A 14,597-nucleotide genomic window follows, 5' to 3' on the forward strand; every position below is an offset into this window, starting at 1 on the left:
TCCTCTGAGCCCCTCTCCCCTGTGGGGAGAGGGGTAGTTCATTAAACAGAATGTAAACGAGTAGTCTTCATGAGTGAAACCATCTATGGCATCCACGCCGTTCAGGCCCTGCTGGAACGCGCGCCGGAACGCTTGCTGCAGGTCTTTGTCCTGAAAGGGCGCGACGACAAGCGTCTGCACCCGCTGATCCAGGCGCTCGAAGCGCAGGGAGTGGTGATTCAGATGGCCAACCGTCAGTGGCTGGACGAGAAGTCCGATGGCGCGGTGCATCAGGGGATCATTGCGCTGGTTCGCCCCGGGCGCCAGTATCAGGAAAACGATCTGCCGGATCTGATCGCCGCCGTACCACAGCCTTTTCTGCTGATCCTGGACGGCGTTACCGATCCGCACAACCTGGGCGCCTGTCTGCGCAGCGCCGATGCGGCTGGTGTGCATGCGGTTATCGTTCCCAAAGATCGTTCCGCCCAGTTGAATGCTACGGCGAAAAAGGTCGCCTGTGGCGCGGCAGAAACTGTTCCGCTGATCCGCGTGACCAATCTGGCCCGCACCATGCGTATGCTCCAGCAGGAGAATATCTGGATTGTGGGAGCCGCAGGTGAAGCCTCCCATACGCTCTACCAGAGTAAGCTGGCGGGGCCGCTGGCGCTGGTCATGGGCGCGGAAGGCGAAGGCATGCGCCGCCTGACCCGTGAACACTGCGATGAGCTGATCAGCATCCCTATGGCGGGCAGCGTCTCGTCGCTTAACGTATCGGTCGCGACCGGTGTCTGTCTGTTCGAAGCCGTCAGACAGCGCGGCTGATAGCGACTGGCACCCTCACGACTTAAGGTGAGGGTGCTTTTCTCCCCCCTCCCTGACCTGCTGTATCGCCCGGGTCAGTTGCCCGACGTTCCGCAATTTTCCTGACTCCGCTCGCGCGAAGCCCGCTGTACCGTCCATACTTAAGCCATAGCCACATTTATGGAGGGATTCCTGTGATGCAATGGCACACTCACACCGTGTTTAATCAACCCACTCCGTTACACAACAGCAACCTCTTTCTGTCTGACTGCCCGTTGCTCGATGCGGTTAATCGTGAGGGGGGCGGTTGGGATGTCGACGTGCTCGCCAGTATCGGCCAGCAGTTGGGCACTGCTGAATCGCTGGAGCTTGGCAGGCTGGCGAATGCTAATCCCCCCGAGTTGCTGCGCTACGATCCCAGTGGGCAGCGTCTGGATGACGTGCGCTTTCATCCGGCCTGGCATCTGCTGATGCAGGGGCTGTGCGCTAACCGGGTGCACAACCTGCCGTGGCAGGAAGATGTCCGTAAAGGCGCCTTCGTGGCCCGGGCGGCACGCTTTATGCTGCATGCCCAGGTGGAGGCGGGAACGCTCTGCCCTGTGACCATGACCATGGCCGCCACACCGTTACTGATGCGCCACCTGCCAGCGGTCTTTGCCGACTGGCGCAAACCGTTAATGAGCGATCGCTACGATGCTCATCTGCTGCCCGGTGGCCAGAAACGCGGATTACTGATTGGGATGGGAATGACCGAAAAACAGGGTGGCTCTGATGTGTTGAGCAACACCACCCAGGCCACCCCTTTTGAACAGCGCGGCCCTGGAGAGGCCTACCGGTTGGTGGGCCATAAATGGTTCTTTTCAGTGCCGCAGAGCGATGCCCATCTGGTCCTGGCCCGGACAGAAGGGGGCATTTCCTGCTTCTTCGTGCCGCGCTTCCTGCCGGACGGTCAACGTAACGCCATTCGTATGGAACGACTGAAAGACAAGCTGGGTAACCGTTCTAATGCCAGCGCTGAAGTCGAATTTCAGGATGCCGCAGGCTGGCTTATCGGTGAAGAGGGGGAAGGGGTTCGACGGATTCTGGAGATGGGCGGCATGACGCGTTTCGACTGCGCGTTGGGCAGCCATGGCCTGATGCGCCGGGCGTTCTCCATTGCGCTGTATCATACCCATCAGCGTCAGGCCTTCGGAAAGAACCTGATTGACCAGCCGTTGATGCGCCAGACGCTGGGGCGCATGGCGCTGATTCTGGAAGGGCAAACCGCCTTCCTGTTCCGGCTGGCCCGGGCGTGGGAAGGGGGAAATGACGAGCGGGAGCGTGCCTGGCGGCGGCTGTTTACCCCGGCGGCCAAGTTTACCCTCTGTAAAGATGGCATCCCCTTCGTGGCCGAGGCGATGGAAGCGCTGGGGGGCATCGGCTACTGTGAAGAGAGCGAACTGCCGCGTCTCTACCGTGAAATGCCGGTCAACAGTATCTGGGAAGGCTCTGGAAATATCATGTGCCTTGACGTGCTGCGGGCGCTCGCCACCCAGAGCGGTATGATAGAGATGTTAAAAGTGGAGTTTGATGAGGTCAAAGGGCAGAGTCGCCATTTCGATCGCGCCTGGCGTCAGCTCCAGCGGCGTCTCACCAATCCGCGCGAAGAGTATGGCCGGACGATAACCCGACAGCTGGCGCTACTGGCAAGCGGTGCCCAGTTGCTGCGCCACCTTTCGCCGCCGCTGGCCGAAGCCTGGTGCAGAATACGGCTCGATCCGCGTGGCGATACGCTGCTGCCAGAGCGCCAGCTTGGCAATTTACTGCTGCGGGCATCGGGAGGTGTGTGCTAACAGAGGGGAACGAACGGCCCGGTCAGATGAGTGAACGGGGCCGTTGTCAGGGAGTCGACGGTTCAGGCATAGAGTATCGCCTGCACGCGCCAGTTGTCCGGGATCTGATTTTCCTGCACCCGAACAATACGATAGTAAGAGGCGCCCCGTTCATCCGCCTTCTGCGCCACAATATGTTCCATATCCTGCATATCTTCACTGAGTGCGTTCACCCAGATGGTGCCTATCTCATTCAGGCCGGTCACCCGGTCGGCGCGCGCTTCTTCAGCGGAGCGCGCAAAGGGGGTGATCAGCCCGACAGACGACAGTACGGCGGGTAGTGCCAGCGTTCGTGTCATAAGCAGCTCCTTTTCATATACCCCGGTCTTAGGATCTTCCTTGATTCACTTCGTCCTTTGTTGCCGCAGGTCTGGCTTCCATTGTGCACACGAAACGGATAAGTGCGTGCAAAGACGTGTAAGACTAAGCAAAGGGCACGTGTCCTGGATCACGGTACAGAGTCGCCTGTACGTGCCACTGTCCTGGCACCACCGTTTCATCATTCATGACGATAACGTAGAAATCGGCGCCAGCGGCCACGGCCTTGTTATAGATGGCAGCTTCGCCGTCCGAGGGGGCTCCCCGAACGATAACGCTCGCCGAACCGATTCTTTGCAACCCCTGAGTCTGATAGCGCTGAATTTGTTGGGGGTGATCGCTTACCGGCGGCGGTGGCTGCGGCGTTCCCTGAAGCACGGAACAGGCTGTCAGAGAGAGTGCCAGTAGCACGGATGCAGACCATCGTATAAACATCGTTCATTTCCTTTTAGGAATTATTGTAGCCAGTAGATGCGGTATCACCAGGGACAGGATCGCAATTCTGTTAACCTGAGCGGCTTCGGATTACTATTTGGCAACAATTGATCACCCACTACGTAACACATCTTGCCAGTCGTTGGGCATTGCGCGAAAGTCAGTGTCAGAGCGCTGAGACAACGGGATGCCAAAATGATTGAGATTGAAACCGACCGCCTGGCGGACATAAGCGTGCTGCGCGCGGCACCTGCCGGGCAAGCAAACCGGCCGCTGCCCACCCTGATTTTTTATCATGGGTTTACCTCATCGAAACTGGTTTATAGCTATTTCGCCGTAGCGCTGGCTCAGGCGGGATTTCGGGTCGTCATGCCCGACGCTTTCGATCACGGTGAACGGTTTTCCGGGGATGCGGAAGGGCGGCTGGGTCGTTTCTGGCAGATATTGTTGCGTAACTTTGAGGAGTTTCCGGCGCTGGCCGCCGAGCTGGAAGACCGGGGGCTGGTGGCTGAAGGGCGTCTGGGCGTTGGCGGTGCCTCTATGGGAGGCATGACCGCGTTGGGCCTGCTGGCCCGTCATCCACAACTGCGCTGCGGCGCCAGCCTGATGGGTTCGGGTTACTATATGACGCTGGCGCATACGCTGTTTCCGCCCGTCGGCAACGTTGAGCGCGCCATCGCCGCGCTGGCGGCCTATGACGTGGGGCATCAACTGGCGAGCCTGGCAACGCGCCCGTTACTGCTCTGGCATGGAGAAGAGGATGACGTGGTGCCCGCCGTAGAGACGCTAAGGCTCCAGCAGGCGCTGATACAGCAAGGGCTGGACGGTAACTTGCGCTGCGAATGGCAGCAGGGCGTGCGACACCGCATCACGCCAGAAGCGCTGGCGTGCACGGTGGATTTTTTCGGGCAGCATCTGTAGGGGCTCACAGCATTTCAGCGGGTGAGACGACTTCAGGCGGTTCCTGTTCTTCGGGCGCTTCACTGGCGCTATGACGATTAATGTAGATCACCCCAAGGCTCTGGACGTCATCCATATCGCGTGCCAGCGCCTGAGGCGACTGGGCGCTGATGGCGCCGGTAACGGGCGCGGACACAATAAGCATCAGCGTGACGATAATAAAAAATAATGTTTTCATGATGATGCGCTCCACTACTGCGTGAGCAGGCTCCTTTTCCACGGCGCCTTGCTCGCTGTGAACCGACGATCGTTTTGTCCCTGGTTACCCGATAACGCAACGGTATAATCACTATTGTTATTAATTGTAGATTTCTCCAGGAGCGGCAGTGTGGCGATGCGTGCCTTTATTTCACCTTTTTATTGCTGCGCGGCGTTGAGTTTGTAGCCGGTTACCAGTAGAATGGCGCGTCAATTTTTCAGCCGATCTAAACACGTTCCTTGCCTCCCCGGGCCCCGGCTGACCCAGACAGGAGGCTGAATAATCCGTAAGGAGCAAAATCGATGCGTCATTACGAAATCGTTTTTATGGTCCATCCTGACCAGAGCGAACAGGTTCCGGGCATGATCGAGCGTTACACCGGTGTTATCACTGGTGCTGAAGGCCAGATCCATCGTCTGGAAGACTGGGGCCGTCGTCAGCTGGCTTATCCGATCAACAAACTGCACAAAGCACACTACGTTCTGCTGAACGTGGAAGCTCCGCAGGAAGCGATCGATGAGCTGGAAACCAGCTTCCGCTTCAACGATGCCGTTATCCGCAGCATGGTCATGCGTACCAAGCAGGCTGTGACTGAAGCTTCCCCGATGGTTAAAGCGAAAGATGAGCGTCGCGAACAGCGTCGTGAAGAGAGCGCTTCTACCAGCGACAACGCTGAAGCCTCTAATGCTGGGGATTCTGAAGAGTAATTACTGATGGCCAACCGTCTGGCGCTATCCGGTACCGTGTGTCGGGAGCCCCTTCGAAAGGTCAGTCCGTCAGGAATTCCTCACTGCCAGTTCGTGCTTGAGCATCGTTCCGTGCAGGAGGAAGCCGGTTTTCACCGGCAGGCGTGGTGCAGAATGCCGGTTATTGTTAGCGGGCAGGACAACCAGGCCATTACTCACAGTATAACGGTCGGCACGCATATTATTGTTCATGGCTTTCTCAGCTGCCATCAGGCGCGAAATGGCCTCAATAAACTGGTACTGCATGCCGAGCAGATTGAATTGATAGATTCTGGAGACTAGCCAAATGGCACGTTATTTCCGTCGTCGCAAGTTCTGCCGTTTCACCGCGGAAGGCGTTCAAGAGATCGACTATAAAGATATCGCAACGCTGAAAAACTACATCACCGAAAGCGGTAAGATTGTCCCGAGCCGTATCACCGGTACCCGTGCAAAATACCAGCGTCAGCTGGCTCGTGCTATCAAGCGCGCGCGCTACCTGTCTCTGCTGCCGTACACTGATCGTCATCAGTAATCGGCCACGGTCCATTAATACGACTTTGAGAGGATAAGGTAATGCAAGTTATTCTGCTTGATAAAGTAGCAAACCTGGGTAGCCTGGGCGATCAGGTAAATGTTAAAGCGGGTTACGCACGTAACTTCCTGGTTCCTCAGGGCAAAGCTGTCCTGGCAACCAAAAAGAACATCGAGTTCTTTGAAGCGCGTCGCGCTGAACTGGAAGCCAAACTGGCTGACGTTCTGGCGGCCGCTGAAGCTCGCGCAGAGAAAATCAATGCGCTGGGCTCTGTGACCATCGCGTCCAAAGCGGGCGACGAAGGCAAACTGTTCGGTTCTATCGGTACTCGCGACATCGCTGATGCTGTTACCGCAGCTGGCGTTGAAGTGGCCAAGAGCGAAGTTCGTCTGCCGGAAGGCGTTCTGCGCGTTACCGGTGAGCACGAAGTTAGCTTCCAGGTACACAGCGAAGTATTCGCTAAGCTGAACGTGAACGTGGTTGCTGAATAAGCGACGCGTTTCGTTTAAGTAAAAAAGCCGACCTCAGGGTCGGCTTTTTCATTTCAGATTCGAGGTTAGCGTACCCGCAGGAAGCTGCCATCCGGCTGGCGGGTAAACAGCACCTGCTGTTCGCTGCCCTCGACCGTCAGACCGGTCACCACGCCACCTGCATTCTGGCGAATCTTCACCACCTGGCCCTGTTGCAGGCTGCTTAGCGGTTTGCCTTGCCCTTCAACCTTCGCCATAGCGTAAACGTCGGCTGGCGGCAGTCCGTGGTCACGGAAAACCTGGGCCAGAGTTTTGCCTGACTCCACGCGATAGCTGCGCCACTGCTGCTCGATATCGTTATTCTGATAAGGAATGGGGGCCTGGCTTTCATCCTGCTCCTGAACCCGGGCGGACTCCGTCGGCAGCGTAGCGGGCTGGCTGGGCTGTGCGGATCCGCTGCCGCGGTTATTTACCACGGAAGGCATGGGGGCAGGGGCATCATTATTCATATGCAACTGCGCTTCGCGGGAGTCGCGATCGGCTTCAGGGGCCGGTTTGGAACCCGGCAGCAGAATGCCAATAACGATCAGTAGCGCGCCAATAATAATACCGCGGCGATGCATGGGCGGTAGGGGATCCATCAGGCGTACCTGGTCCGGGGCGTGCCAAATCCGCGCCAGAATGGGGTTGTTTACGACTCGCTTTGGCATGCGACCTCCTGCTCCGTGAAAAATGTCTGCACCATGCCGTTTCCCGATGTCTGCGTGGCATAGCCTGATGGCGCCACGTCTGTCCTTTAGTATAGCCTGCTAACTGCTTGATGCAGGTAGCAATGTAAGGTTCCGTGACCGTATTCCCGCTATTGTTTCTCTTTCGCGCTGATTTGTCATCACCGATGAGCATTTTACCCGACGCGGCCTGGCTGATATGCTGCCCGCTAATTTTCATAAACCGCAATAAAAAAGGAAAAGCCATGACGACCCCTTCTTTTGAAAGCGTAGAGGCGCAAGCAAGTTACGGTATTGGTTTACAGGTGGGCCAGCAGCTGCGCGAGTCCGGTTTGCAGGGTCTGCTGCCGGAAGCTCTGCTGGCTGGCCTGCGCGATGCGCTGGAAGGGAACGCACCGGCAGTACCGGTAGACGTGGTTCATCGCGCCCTGCGCGAAGTTCACGAGCGTGCGGACGGCGTACGTCGCGAGCGCCAGCAGGCCATGGCGGAGGAAGGCCAGAAATTCCTGGAAGAGAACCAGAAGAAAGAAGGCGTCAGCACCACCGAGTCTGGCCTTCAGTTCCGGGTTATCACTCAGGGCGAAGGATCTATCCCTTCCCGTCAGGATCACGTGCGCGTTCACTACACCGGTAAGCTGATTGACGGTACCGTGTTCGACAGCTCCGTCGCCCGTGGCGAACCGGCTGAATTCCCGGTAAGCGGCGTGATCGCAGGTTGGATTGAAGCGCTGACCCTGATGCCGGTCGGCTCCAAATGGGAACTGGCGATTCCTTACGAACTGGCCTACGGCGAGCGTGGCGCGGGCGCGGCTATCCCGCCGTTCAGCACCCTGGTGTTTGAAGTCGAGCTGCTGGATATCCTGTAACAGTACAGCGCGATACAAAAGAGGCGGGCCACTGGTCCGCCTCTTTTTGTTTGTGACCGCCACCCCGATCTTTATTTTCCGTGATTGCATTAATCGCTATATATATTGATATATATCGACTCTATCTCTTCCGGAGGTCAGGATGACCCATTTCTTTTTACGCTTTCTGTTACTGGCTTTGCTGGTCTCGCCGCTTTATGGCGCCGAACTCCATCTTTATGCGGGAGCCGGATTACGAAAACCGGTGGAGGCGGTGGTAAGCCGTTTTGAACAGGAAACCGGGAACCGGGTGCTTGTCGAATATGGCGGATCTGGCCAGATCCTGGCCCGGTATCGACTCACGGGGAAGGGCGATCTTTTCCTGGCTGGCTCGGCGGCTTATATCAATGAGCTGCGTGGCAATGCGATCGCCTCTTTCCCCGTTGCGCGCCATATCCCGGTGGTGGCGGTACGTAAAGACAGAGCTGAGGGAATTCATTCGCTTCAGGATCTGGCTGCCAGCTCATTGACTCTGGGAATGGGCGACGCCAGTGCGATTGCCCTGGGGAAGAGCGGCGAACAGTTGCTTGACGCCTCCGGCACAGGAGACGCGCTGCGTAGCCGGGTGGTGGTGCGCACGGCCACCATTAAACAACTGGTGATCTACCTGCTGAACGGTGATGTGGACGCGGCCATTCTGGGGCGCTCCGATGCACTAAAACATCGTGACCGTCTGGTGATTCTGCCTTCTCCATCCGGTGGGCCGGAAGAGGTAGCTACGCTGACTCTGCTCTCTTCCAGCGCCGATCCCCGACTGGCCCGCCAGCTCGCCGAACGCTTTGTGTCGCCCCAGGGACGTCAGGCGTTTCTTGATGCGGGTTTTCTGGCGCCAGCGCAGTAAGGGGGTCTTCTGGCAAAGCTGGCGCTGTTTCCTTTAGGAGTGATGCTGCTGCTGGTGGCAGGGTCGCTCTGTTCACTGATTTTCCAACTGGAGCCGGGCATACTCCGGAGTATGTCCGGCGATCCCGAACTGCGCTTTGCGCTGCTGCTTTCACTGGCAACGTCCAGCTGCTCACTGCTGCTGGCGCTGATTATCGCCGTTCCGGCGGCCTGGGCGCTGACGCGGCTCGACTTCCCAGGTCGCGGCCTCGTTAATGTGCTGCTTGACCTGCCGCTGGTTACGCCACCGCTGGTCGTCGGGTTGGGGCTACTGTTATTGTTGGGGCAGCAGGGGCCGTTCTCTCCCGTACTGTCTGGTCTGCTCTTTTCGCCAGCAGGCGTCATCATCGCCCAGACCTACGTAGCCAGCGCGATCCTTCTGCGTGCGGCCAGCGGCGCTTTCAGCGCGATTGAGAGCGGCTATCTGCTGACGGCGCAGAACCTGGGGCTGACGCCGCTGAAGACACTGATACTGGTAGAAATTCCCCTGTGCTGGCCGTCGCTGCTTAGCGGCTGCGTACTGGCGTTTTCCCGGGCCTGCGGCGAGTTTGGCGCCACGCTGATGCTGGCTGGCGCCGTCAGACTGAAAACCGAAACGCTGCCGGTCGCGGTTTATCTGAATATCGCGACCGGGGACTTCTCGCGGGCCATTGGCTGCGCGCTGGCGCTGATACTGCTGGCGGGTGTGCTACTGCTGGTGTTGCGCGGCCTGCAATATCTGGGGGAAAGCCGCAGTGCTGCGCGTGGATAATCTGTCCGCAGGTGTGCTGAAGCCGATCAGTTTGCGGGTGCCCGCAGGTTCGGTTGCGGCGATTTGTGGTCCTTCGGGAAGCGGCAAGACGACGTTGCTGAAGGCGATTGCCGGTATGATCTCCAGCCGTGGAGCGGTGGAGATTGATGGCCGTAGCGTAGCGCGGCTACCGCCCTGGCGCCGCCCCTGTCGCTATCTGGATCAACAGCTCTGGCTCTTCCCCTGGCTGACGCTGGACGGTCATCTCAGACTGGCGCAGTATGCCGCGGGCCAGCCTTTATGTCCCCTGGCCAGGCGGCAGGTGCTGGTGCAGATGGAGATTGAGCATCTGAGAGATCGCTACCCCGGACAGATCTCCGGCGGCGAGCGGCAGCGGGCAGCGCTGGCCCGGGCGCTGATCTCCCGCCCGCCGCTACTACTGCTGGATGAACCTTTTGCCAGCCTCGACTGGGCGACCCGGACCCGGCTCTGGCGCGTGATTCGCGAACTGCGTGGCGGCGCCACCGCTTTGGTGCTGGTCACCCATGAACCCCGTGATGCCTGGGCACTGGCGGAACAGTGCTGGCATTTGCATCAGGGGCGACTGCTGCCGGACTGCCGCCAGACGCGTCATTATTGATTGCCCCGTCTTACGGCGCGCTGTCCATGGCGCGCCGGACAATATCCCTGCCAAATCCGAAGTTTCGTTTCAATTTTTCTGCGAAAAGATAATTTTATTTTGCAAATGCCCCCGTCAGGGGTATTTTTGTGAGTCATTTCGCGAAATGAGAATAACTTGATACTGAATATCAACAAAATATTAACATCTTGTTGAAGATGGAGTAAGAAAGGCTTTACGACTTGCGCACCCGGGGAGCGACCCGGTGTCAGATCTCAGGACAGATAAGGGCCATCAGAGCCTGGCAAAACACAACACAAGTACAGGAAAATAACATGGTAGATGAGGTAAAGAACGTGGATGGACAGGTGTCTGACGATCCCGCCGAACGTTCGCTACGGCGTAATCTAAGCAACCGCCATATTCAGCTGATTGCGATCGGTGGCGCCATTGGCACCGGTCTGTTTATGGGATCGGGAAAAACTATCAGTCTTGCCGGGCCGTCGATCATTTTTGTCTACATGATTATCGGCTTTATGCTGTTCTTCGTGATGCGGGCCATGGGGGAGCTGCTGCTCTCTAATCTGCAATACAAATCCTTTAGCGACTTCGCTGCCGATCTGCTCGGCCCCTGGGCTGGCTACTTCACTGGCTGGACCTACTGGTTCTGTTGGGTGGTGACAGGAATGGCCGATGTAGTGGCGATTACCTCCTATGCCCAGTTCTGGTTCCCCGGGCTGTCGGACTGGGTCTCTTCGCTGGCCGTGGTGCTGGTGCTGTTGGGGCTGAACCTGGCGACCGTAAAGATGTTTGGTGAAATGGAGTTCTGGTTCGCCATGATCAAAATTGTCGCTATCGTGGCGCTGATTGTGGTGGGGCTGGTGATGGTGCTGATGCACTTCCAGGCGCCTTCTGGCGTTCAGGCGTCGTTCTCCCATCTGTGGAATGACGGCGGCTGGTTCCCGAAAGGCATCAGCGGCTTCTTTGCCGGATTCCAGATAGCGGTATTCGCCTTTGTGGGGATCGAACTGGTGGGGACCACCGCCGCAGAAACCAAAGATCCGGAGAAGACGCTGCCGCGGGCGATCAACTCCATTCCGCTGCGTATCATCATGTTCTACGTCTGCTCACTGATCATTATTATGTCGGTCACCCCCTGGGGCTCAGTGGTGCCGAACAAGAGCCCGTTTGTGGAGCTGTTTGTACTGGTGGGACTTCCGGCCGCAGCCAGTATCATTAACTTCGTGGTACTGACCTCTGCCGCCTCTTCGGCCAACAGCGGGGTCTTTTCCACCAGCCGTATGCTCTACGGTCTGGCCCAGGATGGCGTGGCGCCTCAGCGTTTTGCCCGTCTGTCGCGTCGTGCGGTACCGGCATCCGGCCTGACCTTCTCCTGCGTCTGTCTGCTGGGCGGTGTGGTGTTGATCTACCTGATTCCGGATGTGATGAAGGTCTTCACTATGGTCACCACCGTTTCCGCTATCCTGTTTATGTTTGTCTGGACCATTATTCTCTGCTCTTACCTGGTCTACCGTAAGCGCAGTCCGGAGCTGCACCAGAAGTCGGTGTATAAGATGCCGATGGGGAAACTGATGTGCTGGGTCTGCATGGCGTTCTTCGCCTGCGTGATCGTACTGCTCACGCTGGAACAGGATACCCGCCAGGCGCTGATGGTTACGCCACTCTGGTTCGTGGTGCTGGGTCTGGGCTGGCTGATGCTGCGCCGTAAGGCCGCACGCGCTAACGGATAAAAAATGGCCCCGTAATGGGGCCGAATGGGAGACAACGCAGGCGCCTTAAGGGCGCCTTTTTGTTATTTATCTCCTGCGAGGGCGCGCGGAAAAAGAACGTTGTTTTCCAGACTGATGTGGTTCATCAGATCGTCAATGGTTTCATTAATACCGTTATACAGGGCGCGCCAGGTGGTGCAGGCTTCCGGCGGCGGCGTGACGTTATTCGTGGTGTGCTTAATCACCTCCAGCAGTTCACCCGCTTCATCGTGCTCGCTCTCCATCACATTGATGGGGCCAGCGCACTGGGTGCCCATACCCTGTTTGATCATTGGGAACAGAATCTGCTCCTCTTTCATCATGTGGCTGCTCAGCTCTTCATGCAGCATGGTCAGGTATTTTGCCAGGCCGCGCGGCACACCCGGTTTATCGGCATGAACGCGCTCGACTTTAGTCGCCTGCATAATAAGCTCAGGAAGCTGCTCGCGGTGCCGGTCATGGTAACGGACAAGGATATGGTCGATGATTTCGCTTAGTGGTGCGCTGCGCCACTCTTTTTCGGGTTGTTCGGTGGCAAGCTGAGCCAGTTCGGCTTCAATGGCCTCCAGGTTCAGCTCGCGGCGGGCTGCGGCGCGCGCCAGAGTTTGCTTACCGCCGCAGCAGAAGTCGAGATCGTATTTACGGAACAGCGCTGACGCACGCGGAATCGTTAACGCCAGTTCCCCTAAAGCCTGGTCACGGAAAGCCATAGCCAAAATCCTCATCAGTAAATTATAAATTGCATTTTAAATGCATCTTTAAGGGAAAGCTATCACTCTTTTACATTGGCGCTGACAACGGTCGGTGCCGGTCTGGCGCGTACCGCCATTACAACACCAACAATCAGGGCTGCAATGCCGAACAGCGTCGCCAGTGGCGGCCAGCTATGACGCAGCACAAACGCGTAGAGCAGCCCTGCCAGATTTTCGAAGACGATGAGCGGGCCGAGGATCACGGTGGGAAGTCGCTGACTGGCTTCATTCCAGCACAGGGCGCCAATCCAGGAGCAGAGAATGGCAATAACGAACATCAGGGCGATAAACTGACCCGGCTGCGGACCAAAGGGCAGCGGGAAGTCGGGCTCCTGCCAGGCGAGCCAGAGACAACCCCCCAGATAACCGATAAGCGACAGCGGCAGAATCGCCAGCCCCTGTGCCGTGGCCCACATCATCGGACTTTTATCGGGGTTTTCTCGCAGCCAGCGGGCATTTTGCAGGGCATAGACGGCCCAGCAGATCATCGCCAGTAGCGCCATGCCCAGACCCGCGCCGTAGCGCAGCGGGCTGAAATTGGGCAGTCCGTGGCGGAGTTCGGCGATATTCACCAGCACCAGCCCTACGGCGACGATCGTCAGCGACAGCAGCAGTCGGCGCCAGGGCAAATGGCCGTCGCGCTGGCTGTAGAGCAGATTGGCGCAGATGGGCAGCACCACCGGCAGGGCGCCGACGATCATGGTGGATACCGGCGAACCTGTCCGTTGAATGGCGGCGGCAAGGAACAGGTAATAGACCAGATTACCGATGGTGGAGATGCGCAGTGCGGTCAGCCAGTCCCGGCGGTTGAGCTGGCGCAGGCGTCGACGTCCGAGCCAGGCCAGTGGCAGCGCAATCACCCCCAGCGCCAGATAGCGCCCCGTAGACAGCAGCACCGCCGGATAGTCTGGCGCCAGCATCGGCCCCACAAAGATCAAACCCCACATCAGCCCCGCCATCAGGGCCCAGATAATACCGCTCAGCATCTTTTCATCCTTCTTAACTGTCTGGCGGCGAGTGTAGGGAGATGGGAGGTGGAAATATTGTCGCAGCTTGCGGTATTAGCCGCGTACCTGCTTCTGATAGCGTGCAGGAGTAATGCCATAGCGCCACGAGAAGGCGCGGGTCAGATGGGCCTGATCGCTCAGGCCAGTTGCGGCGGCAACGGCGGCGGGGGCCATGCCGTTGGTCAGCAACTGTTTAGCGCGCCACAGGCGAATCGCCATCAGCATCTGGTGCGGCGTGACGTGGAAGTGGGCTTTGAACTGGCGCTGGAAGTGCCAGGGGCTCAGGGCGGCGATGGCGGCCAGCTCATCCAGAGTCACAGGGCGCATGTAGTTATCATGCAGATATTCCCGCACCCGCGAGAAGCGCCGGGTAGCCTCACGCGGCGCGGGGGGCGCTGAGGCAATCGGGCGTAACAGTTCCACCAGCTGCAACAGAATTCCCTGACGGGCCAGCGGATCGTCGTGCTGCCAGATAGCCTGAATCAGCGCCAGCGTCGCACTGGCACGGGCGGGATCCTGGCGGACCGCATCGTGAAACCACCATACCGGCTCGCCGCTGATCTCACTCAGGGTGTGAGGATCCAGATAGATCATCTGGTAGCGCCAGCCGTCCTGACTTTCAGCCTGGCCGGTATGCAGCTCGTCGGGATTCATGGTGACCAGCGAACCGGCTCCGGCGACATGCCAGGCGCCGCGGTAACGAAAGCGCTCGGCCCCTTGCTCGATGGCGCCAATGCCGAACCCCTCGTGGGTATGGGGTTCAAAGGCGTAGCGTGCGATATGGGCGCGATAAAGCTCCACGCCAGGCAGACCCGGCAGGTGCCGGAAGCTGGCGCGGTCGCGAATATCGTTGAACTCGTCAGGAACGCCCTGCATACCGCTCTCCCGTTAGCATCCCCCCATTATAGGGGGATG

At 58.3% G+C, this 14,597-nt stretch carries 19 protein-coding genes; 12 read left to right on the forward strand and 7 right to left on the reverse strand.

Annotated elements, in window-relative coordinates; genetic code table 11:
* The first annotated feature begins 69 nt into the window (after window positions 1-69).
* Window positions 70-801: a 23S rRNA (guanosine(2251)-2'-O)-methyltransferase RlmB gene (gene rlmB, locus FEM41_RS07915; protein ID WP_138095466.1), complete on the forward strand. Its 732-nt coding sequence runs from the start codon at window positions 70-72 to the stop codon at window positions 799-801.
* A gap of 176 nt (window positions 802-977) precedes the next feature.
* Window positions 978-2,612, forward strand: a complete 1,635-nt coding sequence (locus FEM41_RS07920) for an isovaleryl-CoA dehydrogenase (protein ID WP_138095467.1) — start codon at window positions 978-980, stop codon at window positions 2,610-2,612.
* A gap of 62 nt (window positions 2,613-2,674) precedes the next feature.
* On the opposite strand, the gene FEM41_RS07925 is transcribed toward FEM41_RS07920, so the two are convergent.
* Both FEM41_RS07925 and bsmA read right to left on the reverse strand, forming a co-directional pair.
* Window positions 2,675-2,950, reverse strand: a complete 276-nt coding sequence (locus FEM41_RS07925) for a YdgH/BhsA/McbA family protein (RefSeq protein ID WP_138095468.1) — start codon at window positions 2,948-2,950, stop codon at window positions 2,675-2,677.
* A gap of 124 nt (window positions 2,951-3,074) precedes the next feature.
* Complete coding sequence (bsmA, locus tag FEM41_RS07930; protein ID WP_138095469.1) at window positions 3,075-3,404, reverse strand: biofilm peroxide resistance protein BsmA; 330 nt, start codon at window positions 3,402-3,404, stop codon at window positions 3,075-3,077.
* 195 nt (window positions 3,405-3,599) lie between these two features.
* On the opposite strand from bsmA, the gene yjfP reads away from it, so the two are divergent.
* Complete coding sequence (yjfP, locus tag FEM41_RS07935) at window positions 3,600-4,325, forward strand: esterase (protein ID WP_138095470.1); 726 nt, start codon at window positions 3,600-3,602, stop codon at window positions 4,323-4,325.
* A 4-nt stretch (window positions 4,326-4,329) separates the two neighbouring features.
* Here the strand turns inward: yjfP and FEM41_RS07940 are convergent, their stop codons facing one another.
* Window positions 4,330-4,542, reverse strand: coding sequence for a hypothetical protein (locus FEM41_RS07940; RefSeq protein ID WP_138095471.1), 213 nt, complete (start codon window positions 4,540-4,542; stop codon window positions 4,330-4,332).
* Window positions 4,543-4,865: 323 nt separating this feature from the next.
* On the opposite strand from FEM41_RS07940, the gene rpsF reads away from it, so the two are divergent.
* Genes rpsF through rplI form a run of 4 tightly spaced genes read left to right on the forward strand, consistent with a single transcriptional unit; the run spans window position 4,866 to window position 6,314 of the window.
* Window positions 4,866-5,270 (forward strand): 30S ribosomal protein S6, encoded by a 405-nt coding sequence (gene rpsF / locus FEM41_RS07945; RefSeq protein WP_138095472.1) that lies wholly within the window; start codon window positions 4,866-4,868, stop codon window positions 5,268-5,270.
* Between the two features lie 6 nt (window positions 5,271-5,276).
* Complete coding sequence (priB, locus tag FEM41_RS07950; protein ID WP_138095473.1) at window positions 5,277-5,591, forward strand: primosomal replication protein N; 315 nt, start codon at window positions 5,277-5,279, stop codon at window positions 5,589-5,591.
* A 4-nt stretch (window positions 5,592-5,595) separates the two neighbouring features.
* Window positions 5,596-5,823 carry a 30S ribosomal protein S18 gene (rpsR, locus tag FEM41_RS07955; protein WP_000135199.1) on the forward strand — a complete coding sequence of 76 codons (228 nt, stop codon included), beginning with the start codon at window positions 5,596-5,598 and terminating at the stop codon, window positions 5,821-5,823.
* A 41-nt stretch (window positions 5,824-5,864) separates the two neighbouring features.
* On the forward strand, window positions 5,865-6,314 hold the full coding sequence (gene rplI, locus FEM41_RS07960; protein WP_138095474.1) for a 50S ribosomal protein L9: 450 nt from the start codon (window positions 5,865-5,867) through the stop codon (window positions 6,312-6,314).
* Between the two features lie 65 nt (window positions 6,315-6,379).
* Here rplI and FEM41_RS07965 read toward each other — a convergent pair whose 3' ends face one another.
* On the reverse strand, window positions 6,380-7,003 hold the full coding sequence (locus FEM41_RS07965; RefSeq protein WP_138095475.1) for a LysM-like peptidoglycan-binding domain-containing protein: 624 nt from the start codon (window positions 7,001-7,003) through the stop codon (window positions 6,380-6,382).
* 263 nt (window positions 7,004-7,266) lie between these two features.
* On the opposite strand from FEM41_RS07965, the gene fklB reads away from it, so the two are divergent.
* The 5 genes from fklB to cycA all read left to right on the forward strand — a co-directional run bounded on the left by fklB (window position 7,267) and on the right by cycA (window position 11,905).
* Complete coding sequence (fklB, locus tag FEM41_RS07970; RefSeq protein WP_138095476.1) at window positions 7,267-7,887, forward strand: BamJ family beta-barrel-assembly machinery protein; 621 nt, start codon at window positions 7,267-7,269, stop codon at window positions 7,885-7,887.
* Between the two features lie 142 nt (window positions 7,888-8,029).
* A complete protein-coding gene (locus FEM41_RS07975; protein WP_138095477.1) occupies window positions 8,030-8,767 on the forward strand; it encodes a substrate-binding domain-containing protein in 738 nt (245 codons plus the stop codon).
* 9 nt (window positions 8,768-8,776) lie between these two features.
* Window positions 8,777-9,556: an ABC transporter permease gene (locus tag FEM41_RS07980; RefSeq protein WP_138095478.1), complete on the forward strand. Its 780-nt coding sequence runs from the start codon at window positions 8,777-8,779 to the stop codon at window positions 9,554-9,556.
* Window positions 9,540-10,175 carry an ATP-binding cassette domain-containing protein gene (locus FEM41_RS07985; protein ID WP_138095479.1) on the forward strand — a complete coding sequence of 212 codons (636 nt, stop codon included), beginning with the start codon at window positions 9,540-9,542 and terminating at the stop codon, window positions 10,173-10,175. Before FEM41_RS07980 ends, FEM41_RS07985 begins: the two co-directional genes overlap by 17 nt.
* 314 nt (window positions 10,176-10,489) lie before the next feature.
* Window positions 10,490-11,905 carry a D-serine/D-alanine/glycine transporter gene (cycA, locus tag FEM41_RS07990; RefSeq protein ID WP_138095480.1) on the forward strand — a complete coding sequence of 472 codons (1,416 nt, stop codon included), beginning with the start codon at window positions 10,490-10,492 and terminating at the stop codon, window positions 11,903-11,905.
* A 62-nt stretch (window positions 11,906-11,967) separates the two neighbouring features.
* On the opposite strand, the gene ytfE is transcribed toward cycA, so the two are convergent.
* The 3 genes from ytfE to FEM41_RS08005 form a co-directional block, all read right to left on the reverse strand.
* Window positions 11,968-12,633, reverse strand: a complete 666-nt coding sequence (ytfE, locus tag FEM41_RS07995; RefSeq protein WP_138095481.1) for an iron-sulfur cluster repair protein YtfE — start codon at window positions 12,631-12,633, stop codon at window positions 11,968-11,970.
* Between the two features lie 62 nt (window positions 12,634-12,695).
* Window positions 12,696-13,661 (reverse strand): DMT family transporter, encoded by a 966-nt coding sequence (locus FEM41_RS08000; RefSeq protein WP_138095482.1) that lies wholly within the window; start codon window positions 13,659-13,661, stop codon window positions 12,696-12,698.
* A 75-nt stretch (window positions 13,662-13,736) separates the two neighbouring features.
* On the reverse strand, window positions 13,737-14,558 hold the full coding sequence (locus FEM41_RS08005) for an AraC family transcriptional regulator (protein WP_138095483.1): 822 nt from the start codon (window positions 14,556-14,558) through the stop codon (window positions 13,737-13,739).
* Window positions 14,559-14,597: the final 39 nt, after the last annotated feature.

It is taken from the genome of Jejubacter calystegiae (assembly GCF_005671395.1).
Classification (GTDB): domain Bacteria; phylum Pseudomonadota; class Gammaproteobacteria; order Enterobacterales; family Enterobacteriaceae; genus Jejubacter; species Jejubacter calystegiae.

Bases quoted from the DNA above. Each gene is read 5' to 3' on its own strand.
- FEM41_RS08005 (WP_138095483.1), bottom strand. From the start codon at position 14,558: ATGCAGGGCGTTCCTGACGAGTTCAACGATATTCGCGACCGCGCCAGC.
- rlmB (WP_138095466.1), top strand. From the start codon at position 70: ATGAGTGAAACCATCTATGGCATCCACGCCGTTCAGGCCCTGCTGGAA.
- FEM41_RS07940 (WP_138095471.1), bottom strand. From the start codon at position 4,542: ATGAAAACATTATTTTTTATTATCGTCACGCTGATGCTTATTGTGTCC.
- FEM41_RS07975 (WP_138095477.1), top strand. From the start codon at position 8,030: ATGACCCATTTCTTTTTACGCTTTCTGTTACTGGCTTTGCTGGTCTCG.
- rpsF (WP_138095472.1), top strand. From the start codon at position 4,866: ATGCGTCATTACGAAATCGTTTTTATGGTCCATCCTGACCAGAGCGAA.
- bsmA (WP_138095469.1), bottom strand. From the start codon at position 3,404: ATGTTTATACGATGGTCTGCATCCGTGCTACTGGCACTCTCTCTGACA.
- fklB (WP_138095476.1), top strand. From the start codon at position 7,267: ATGACGACCCCTTCTTTTGAAAGCGTAGAGGCGCAAGCAAGTTACGGT.
- rplI (WP_138095474.1), top strand. From the start codon at position 5,865: ATGCAAGTTATTCTGCTTGATAAAGTAGCAAACCTGGGTAGCCTGGGC.
- FEM41_RS07965 (WP_138095475.1), bottom strand. From the start codon at position 7,003: ATGCCAAAGCGAGTCGTAAACAACCCCATTCTGGCGCGGATTTGGCAC.
- cycA (WP_138095480.1), top strand. From the start codon at position 10,490: ATGGTAGATGAGGTAAAGAACGTGGATGGACAGGTGTCTGACGATCCC.
- FEM41_RS07925 (WP_138095468.1), bottom strand. From the start codon at position 2,950: ATGACACGAACGCTGGCACTACCCGCCGTACTGTCGTCTGTCGGGCTG.
- yjfP (WP_138095470.1), top strand. From the start codon at position 3,600: ATGATTGAGATTGAAACCGACCGCCTGGCGGACATAAGCGTGCTGCGC.
- priB (WP_138095473.1), top strand. From the start codon at position 5,277: ATGGCCAACCGTCTGGCGCTATCCGGTACCGTGTGTCGGGAGCCCCTT.
- rpsR (WP_000135199.1), top strand. From the start codon at position 5,596: ATGGCACGTTATTTCCGTCGTCGCAAGTTCTGCCGTTTCACCGCGGAA.
- FEM41_RS07920 (WP_138095467.1), top strand. From the start codon at position 978: ATGCAATGGCACACTCACACCGTGTTTAATCAACCCACTCCGTTACAC.
- FEM41_RS08000 (WP_138095482.1), bottom strand. From the start codon at position 13,661: ATGCTGAGCGGTATTATCTGGGCCCTGATGGCGGGGCTGATGTGGGGT.
- ytfE (WP_138095481.1), bottom strand. From the start codon at position 12,633: ATGGCTTTCCGTGACCAGGCTTTAGGGGAACTGGCGTTAACGATTCCG.